General features: G+C 62.4%; 6 protein-coding genes and 1 pseudogene. All 7 read left to right on the forward strand.

Features of this window, described 5'->3' with window-relative positions:
* Nucleotides 1-386: 386 nt before the first annotated feature.
* The 7 genes and pseudogenes from NKJ08_RS37640 to NKJ08_RS37670 all read left to right on the forward strand — a co-directional run bounded on the left by NKJ08_RS37640 (nucleotide 387) and on the right by NKJ08_RS37670 (nucleotide 6895).
* A pseudogene (locus NKJ08_RS37640) lies at nucleotides 387-1171 on the forward strand (ThuA domain-containing protein).
* A gap of 79 nt (nucleotides 1172-1250) precedes the next feature.
* On the forward strand, nucleotides 1251-2303 hold the full coding sequence (locus NKJ08_RS37645) for a Gfo/Idh/MocA family protein (RefSeq protein WP_352532099.1): 1053 nt from the start codon (nucleotides 1251-1253) through the stop codon (nucleotides 2301-2303).
* Nucleotides 2304-2465: 162 nt separating this feature from the next.
* Nucleotides 2466-2738 (forward strand): GFA family protein, encoded by a 273-nt coding sequence (locus NKJ08_RS37650; protein ID WP_352780809.1) that lies wholly within the window; start codon nucleotides 2466-2468, stop codon nucleotides 2736-2738.
* A 422-nt stretch (nucleotides 2739-3160) separates the two neighbouring features.
* The gene (locus tag NKJ08_RS37655) at nucleotides 3161-3619 is read left to right on the forward strand and encodes a cytochrome c (RefSeq protein WP_352473794.1); all 459 of its coding nucleotides are present in this window, start codon (nucleotides 3161-3163) and stop codon (nucleotides 3617-3619) included.
* 501 nt (nucleotides 3620-4120) lie between these two features.
* Nucleotides 4121-5632, forward strand: coding sequence for a LuxR C-terminal-related transcriptional regulator (locus NKJ08_RS37660; RefSeq protein WP_352786236.1), 1512 nt, complete (start codon nucleotides 4121-4123; stop codon nucleotides 5630-5632).
* Nucleotides 5633-5741: 109 nt separating this feature from the next.
* A complete protein-coding gene (locus tag NKJ08_RS37665) occupies nucleotides 5742-6428 on the forward strand; it encodes a hypothetical protein (RefSeq protein WP_352780815.1) in 687 nt (228 codons plus the stop codon).
* 14 nt (nucleotides 6429-6442) lie between these two features.
* A complete protein-coding gene (locus NKJ08_RS37670) occupies nucleotides 6443-6895 on the forward strand; it encodes a nuclear transport factor 2 family protein (protein WP_352780817.1) in 453 nt (150 codons plus the stop codon).
* Nucleotides 6896-7165: the final 270 nt, after the last annotated feature.

Consider the following 7165-nt stretch of genomic DNA (forward strand, 5'->3'; position numbering starts at 1 on the left):
GCATGAGGCTCTGCGCCGGCCAGCCGGCTTAACCCTCGTACCGTTGCATATCGGATGACGGGCCGCCCTCAGGCCCAGCAATCATAGGGACTAGGGGGGAGATTGGCAGCTTCGGCGCGCCGCCTAATCCTGCAACGTCGAAGATTGGCGAAAACCGATGTCACGTCAGATCTCCCCCCAAGTGGGGGAGATGTCCGGCAGGCCAGAGGCGAGCGCTGTCCCGCCGACCTCGCCGGGTTTTGCTTGGAGCCGTGTGGATCTTCCCCGCTGGACGCTTTTCCACCCAATTGTCACCATGTAGCTCTGAGAGAGTTTTCAACCGCGGCTGGGGACAGTATGAGTGACCGGATCGGGCGGCTCCAGCTTCAAATCAATACGAGGACATCATGACAATACGCGCTGTCGTTTGGGGCGAGAACATCCATGAGCGGACCAACGAGGTGGTCGCAGGCATCTATCCCGAGGGCATGCACGCGACGATTGCCAACGCGCTGAAGTTCGACCCAGAGATTTCGGTATCCTGGGCGACGCTTGAGCAGCCGGAGCATGGCCTGCCGGCCGACCGTCTGGCCGAGACCGATGTCTTGCTGTGGTGGGGGCACAAGGACCATGGCGCCGTCGCCGACGAAGTGGTCGAGCGCGTGGCGCGCCGCGTCTGGGAAGGCATGGGGCTGATCGTTCTCCATTCCGGGCATTTCTCGAAGATCTTCAAGAAGCTGATGGGCACGCCCTGCACGCTGAAATGGCGCGAGGCCGGCGAGCGCGAACGGCTCTGGGTGACCAGCGCAAGCCATCCGATCGCCGCGGAACTTGGCGAGTATTTCGAGCTCGAGAACGAGGAGATGTACGGCGAGCAGTTCGCCGTGCCGGAGCCGCTGGAAACCGTCTTCATCTCCTGGTTCCAGGGCGGAGAAGTGTTCCGGTCGGGGCTGACCTATCGTCGCGGCGCCGGCAACATCTTCTATTTCAGGCCAGGCCATGAGACCTATCCGACCTATCACGACGCCAATGTCCAGAAGGTGCTGCGCAATGCGGTGAAATGGGCGCACAATCCGCAAGGCTCCAATCCGGCCATCCTCGATGCGCCGAACGTACCGGTGGAGAAGGCGCTCGACCGATCGTCGAGCGCGGCGGAAAACTTCATTCCGCGGGCGAAGCCGGCTTTCGCTAGGCCACCATCCCGAACCTTCGGTGGTTCGGGAAATCCATGATCAAACAAGAAGATAAGCCCCATCCTAAGGATAAGAATCATGCGTCTCTTGATACTCGGCACCGGCTGGATGGCGGAAGAGCACGCTAGGCAGTTCGGTAAGATCGAGGGCGTCGAACTGATCGGCGCCGTCGATCTCGACCGCGCGCGTGTCGACAAATTTTCGGACGTCTACGGTATCGCCAACCGGTTCGCGTCGCTGCAAGACGCGCTCGCATGGGGCAAGTTCGACGCGGTGGCGAACGTGACGCCGGATCGTATCCACCATCCGACCACCATGATGCTGATCGCGGCGGGCAAGCCGGTGCTGTGCGAAAAACCGCTGGCCGAAAATTACCAGAAGGCCAGTGAGATGGCCGATGCCGCCGAGCGGGCCGGCATCATCAACATGGTGAACCTGACCTATCGCAACGCCGCTGCGCTGCAGAAGGCGCGCGCCATGGTGCTGGCCGGCGAGATCGGCACGGTCAGGCATGTCGAGGCATCCTATCTGCAGAGCTGGCTGGTGTCCAAATTCTGGGGCGACTGGCGCACCGATCCGAAATGGCTGTGGCGGCTGTCGCGCGGCCATGGCTCCAACGGCGTGCTCGGCGACGTCGGCATCCACATCCTCGATTTCGCCAGCTATGGTGCCGGGCTCGGCATCGACCACGTGTTCTGCCGGCTGAGGACCTTCGACAAGGCGCCCGGCAAGCGGATCGGCGAGTACGAGCTCGACGCCAATGACAGTTTCACCATGGCGCTGGATTTCAGCAATGGCGCTTTCGGTGTCGTTCATGCCAGCCGCTGGGCAACCGGCCATCTGAACGAACTCCGCCTGCGCATCTACGGCGACAAGGGTGGCATCGAAGTCGTGCACAATCTGACCAGCTCGGAGCTGAAAGCGTGCATCGGCGAGGATGTCGAGAACGCCAAATGGCAGGTTCTCGACGTCGGAACGGTGCCGACCAACTACCAGCGCTTCGTCGATGCAGTGCGCAACGGTGTCCAGGCCGAACCGTCATTCCGCCACGCGGCCGAACTGCAGAAGGTGCTCGACCTGGCGGTCGTCTCGGATGAGAAGAGGGCCGAATTGAGCACCGATACGCAGTGATATCGTTCAGGGAATCTTGAGAGGAGCCAGCCATGGTCACGCGGCGCGCCGAATGTTCCTGCGGTCAGCTGTCAGCCACCTGCTCGGGCGAGCCGGTACGCGTCTCGGTTTGCCATTGCTTGGCCCTGCAAGCGACGCACCGGCAGCGCGTTCAGTTTCAACGTGCGGTTTGCCGAAGGTGATGTCTCCGTCCACGGCCGCTCGGCGGAGTTCACGCGCATTGGCGACGAGGGCGGCCGCGTCATCGACAGCTTCTGCCCCGATTGCGGCACCACCGTCCATTACCGGATTGACACTCAACCCGGTCTGACCGCCATCCCGGTGGGCGCTTTCGCGGACCCTGCGTTCCCGCCGCCCTTCCTGTCCTTCTACCACGAGAGCCGGCGCTGCCAGTGGGTCGAGGTCCGAACCGAACCTTTGGCGACGTTCGGCTGAAGCCGCTGGTCGCCTCCGGCTGACGTTTTAGGATCAAACCCAATCACTCTGAACGACCGAGTTCGACCCGGTCCGACCGTACAAGGCATTTCAGGCGACGAAGTCGATCCATCACCGTGCGTGGCTCGATCGCGCCGGAAGAAAGCGTTGTGCGTCGGCTGGGCAAGCTCCGTAACAGTTGCGCTCAACGGGGCACGACAAGTGCCGACGGTCCAATTGATCGCCGATGGTTAATATGTGCTGGCCATGCTAGAATTTAGCGTCCTCGACGTGGTTAAAATCGGGGCATTGCGACCGGTTGACGGCGCGGGAGGTCGACGGACAAACCACGAACAGACCACAGGGAGGAAGCATTGTTTCGGACACCAGTTCATCTTGCATTCTTGACAGCGTCGATTGTTGCCCTGCCATCTTACGCGGCCATGGCCGATGACACACAGATCGCGCGCGGCGAATATCTGGTTACGATTGCTGGCTGCAGCGACTGTCACACCTCCGGTTACTTCTTCGGGAAGCCCGACATGTCGCGCTTCCTTGGCGGTTCAGATGTGGGCTTCGAGATTCCTGGCCTTGGTGTCTTTGTCGCCCGCAATATCACGCCTGACAGGGAGACCGGTATCGGAAGCTGGACCCCGGAGCAGATCGTCACCGCGATCCAGACCGGCGAACGGCCGGACGGCCGCATCCTGGCGCCGATCATGCCTTGGCGCGATTTTGCGCATCTCACCGCGGATGACGCTATGGCGATCGCGGCATTCCTCCAAAGTGTGAAGCCGGTCAGCCACCAGGTTCCCGGCCCGTTCAAACCCGGGGAAGCGGTGTCGACCTTCATGATGCGGATTATGCCGCCGGGGGAAGCTGCAGCCGCTGCAACGAAGTAGGGCGGCTTTGATCGGAACGAGATTTTTCGCCGAATAATGGGTGAATGTCCGCCTTGGAGATGGTGAGGCCGATATCCGAACGGCAGAAATGGGGTCGATTCGAGCCGTTGCGCGAAGGGCAGCTTTTGAGAAGCGCCATGAATGTCGCGATATTGGCGCTACCTACTCGTTCCCATCGACGAGACGAATGGCAGCATCCACCTTCCCCGGTCCTCGGCGGCGGACGCGATGAACGGCTCGATTGAGCCCGAAACGAACTTCTGTCACATCGGTAACCTGCCGCCACCTCCTCAGCAAGATATGTGCTATTCTGGGGCTATGCCCGCGCCCTCCGACCGATCACGCGACAAGTCGCCGGAAGACGGTGCAGTTGCATCGGATCCGTATGCGGAGCTAGCCAATCGCGGCGATTGGTCCAGGCTTCACCGCGAACTGTCAGACAGAGACCGCTGCAGTGAACTTGGCGGCGCCGAGCTCCAGCGCCTCGGGGAAGCCGCCTACATGCTTGGGCGCGAGGAGGAATTCGTTCGGGACTACGAGAGGGCCTTCGAAGAGCATCTCCGGAACGGACGCGAACGATCCGCAGCGCGTTGCGGCTTCTGGATCGGGCTCACCCTGATGTTTCGCGGAGAATTCGCCCAAGGCAGCGGATGGCTGACCCGCGCCAACCGGCTGGTCGAGGATCATACGCAGGAATGTGCAGAACACGGTTACCTTCAGCTCCCAATGGTCGAACAACGTCTCGCCGCCGACAGGCCGGACGAAGCATTCGCGCACGCAACACGTGCCGCGGAGATCGGACAGCGCTGCGAAGATCCGGACCTCTTGGCTATCGCGCGCCACCTTCAGGGCCGGATATTGATCCTGCAGGGCGACTATGTGCGCGGCTTCGAACTGCTGGACGAGGCGATGGTTTCGGTCACCTCGGGCCGGCTCTCACCGATCGTTACCGGGCTGGTCTACTGCAGCGTGATCGAGATCTGTCAGAAATTTCATGCCACGGGCCGGGCGAGGGAATGGACATCGGCGCTGGTCGGATGGTGCGCGGGACAGCCCGACATCGTTGCCTTCACCGGCAGATGCCTGATCCACCGGGCCGAAATCCTGATCCTCGACGGCCACTGGGACGAGGCCGGCCGCGAGGCCGGTGTCGCCAGCATCCGCCTTCAGCAGGGGCCCTCGAAGCACCACGCCGGTCCGGCATTCTACCAGAAGGGCGAGGTATTTCGCCTCCGCGGCCAATGGAACGAGGCCGATGCCGCCTATCGCGCGGCGAGCAGGCTCGGGTTCGATCCGCAGCCGGGGCTGGCGCTTATGCGATTGCAGCAGGGGCACGCGCAGCCGGCCCTTTCGGCGATCCGCCGCGCACTGCAGTCCGTCGACGACATGCCGGGCAAACTCCGCCTTTTGCCGGCTGCGGTGGAAATCACTCTCGCCGTCGGTTCGGCCGATGACGCTTGGGAGCTGTGCGAAACACTGCACGACTGCGCGCGCCAATATTCCGCGGATGCAGTCCGCGCCGCAGCCGCCGAGGCTACCGCGCGGGTGCTGATCCATGCTGGTCGAGCCGCGGAGGCATTGGCCCATATCCGGCGCGCGGTAGCGATCCTCTGGGACCTTCGGGCGCCCTATCATCTTGCCCGGATGCGGGTGCTGACAGCGCGGGCCTGTCTCGCAACCGGCGATACTGAAGCGGCGCAGACCGAACTGGACGAAGCGATAAGACTTTTCCGCGAGCTCGGCGCGCGCCCCGACGAAGCCGTTGCCGGCAAGCTGCGGGTCACCATGACGGCGACAGGCAGCGAAGTTCTCACCCCCAGACAGACGCAGGTTCTGCGCCTGATCGCGTCAGGCCTGACCAACCCGGAAATTGCCGGCGAGCTCGGTCTGAGCCAGCGGACGGTAGACCGTCACGTTAGCGATATCCTGACGCGGCTGAACGTGCGCACGCGCGCGGCAGCCACGGCCTATGCGGTCGAGCACGGCCTGATCGGCATGGACGTATCTGGGTAATCCTACCCAAGCCAAAATTTCTCGTTGCGTGGGTACTTACGCCGAAGCGGGCAACCGTGGCGCGGGTCTAAACCTCATGGCGTGGTAAAGGCCACAGGAGGTTTTCCCGATGCAAACGAATAATAACAACATGAGCGGGCCGGGCGGTGTCTGGCTCGCCACCGGAACGCTGCTGCTGGCGGCTGCGCTCGTCTTTCACGGGCCACCGGACGCGGATTTGTCTGTTCAGATGCAGAATATCGCCGAGGGCCATGGGCGATGGGCTACGGTCCATTGGACGGCGGCAGCGGCGCTGTTCCTGATCGCCGGCGCTTCGTTCCTGAACCTGGCGCTCAACCCCCGGGTCCGGCGTTCGCCGATGCTGAGTTCTGCCTGGATAGTGATGGCTCTCGGCGCCCTGACCACGTTCTCCACCGCAGTCGCCGAGGCATCGGTGGTCGCGGTCGCGGCCGACCGGGGTGACACCAACGCCTTCATGACCTGGTGGGCGTTTTCCGGCGGCATGGGTAACGGATTCTGGGCGCTCGCCCTGGCGACAGCGCTTGTCGCGTATCACGACGCCCGCGATGACGTCGGGATACTGCCCCGATGGGCCGCGATCGTCGGCTCGGCGTTCGGTATCCTTTCGGCAACCGGGTGGACACTCGGTGAGCAGCTCGGGATCGGCATCGGAGGTCCGATCTGGCTGATTTCCTCGCTGCTCATGTGCCTGTGGCTCGCGTGGTACGGGCTGTCCTCAAGGAGCGTCCGGTCGGGCAAGCCACAGCGCAAAGCGCCTGATCCAGCATCATCTTAAGACAGGAGGAAAACATGTCCCTTCAAACGAAGGAAATCGAAGCGACGATCCACGACGTCCACGAATTCTTCACCGACTGGGTGACGGGCCGATGCCGTGGCGACGATGCGACGTTCAAGAAGAACGCGCTCGACCGGATCAGCGAAGATCTCGTCGCCATCATGCCAGGCGGCAGGGCGTTCGGGAAAAAAGACTTCGCAGGTTACATGAAGAGCATCTACGGATCGAATCCGGTCTTCCGTATCAAGATACGCGACATCCGGATCAGCCATCAAAGCGCCGACCTGGCGGTCGTGAACTACCACGAATGGCAACGCGACGCGAAGGACTCCGATCAACCGAACAATGGCCGGGTCACGACGATGGTGGTCCGCGATCGCGGCTACAGCCGGGGGCCCGAGATCTTGCAAGTTCATGAAACCTGGCTCCCAGCCGATGTCGTTCAGTCCGCGGATTTCGCGTTCTGAGAAGCGTCGGTCCGAAACGGGCAGAGAAAGGAATTGCGCTGGCGGGACCATCGGCTCTGCCGGCGTCATGGAGCCAGAACTGTGCTTCTTTTCAGCCCGAATTGATCCACATTCAACGTCCGGCTAGCCCAGCAATCCGACCATTCCATGCGTTCGCGTGGAGCGTCGGCTCGCCACCGATTGTGTTGAAGAAGTCGGTGATTAAGCCAGGCGTTCTTTTCGCCGCGACGAGTTGCGATTGGGTCGAGGCGGCCTCCTTGCCCTAAGTGG

Source organism: Mesorhizobium sp. M0244 (assembly GCF_040321795.1).
Classification (GTDB): Bacteria; Pseudomonadota; Alphaproteobacteria; order Rhizobiales; family Rhizobiaceae; genus Mesorhizobium.

Bases quoted from the DNA above. Each gene is read 5' to 3' on its own strand.
- NKJ08_RS37645 (WP_352532099.1), top strand. From the start codon at position 1,251: ATGCGTCTCTTGATACTCGGCACCGGCTGGATGGCGGAAGAGCACGCT.
- NKJ08_RS37655 (WP_352473794.1), top strand. From the start codon at position 3,161: ATGGCCGATGACACACAGATCGCGCGCGGCGAATATCTGGTTACGATT.
- NKJ08_RS37660 (WP_352786236.1), top strand. From the start codon at position 4,121: ATGCTTGGGCGCGAGGAGGAATTCGTTCGGGACTACGAGAGGGCCTTC.
- NKJ08_RS37665 (WP_352780815.1), top strand. From the start codon at position 5,742: ATGCAAACGAATAATAACAACATGAGCGGGCCGGGCGGTGTCTGGCTC.
- NKJ08_RS37670 (WP_352780817.1), top strand. From the start codon at position 6,443: ATGTCCCTTCAAACGAAGGAAATCGAAGCGACGATCCACGACGTCCAC.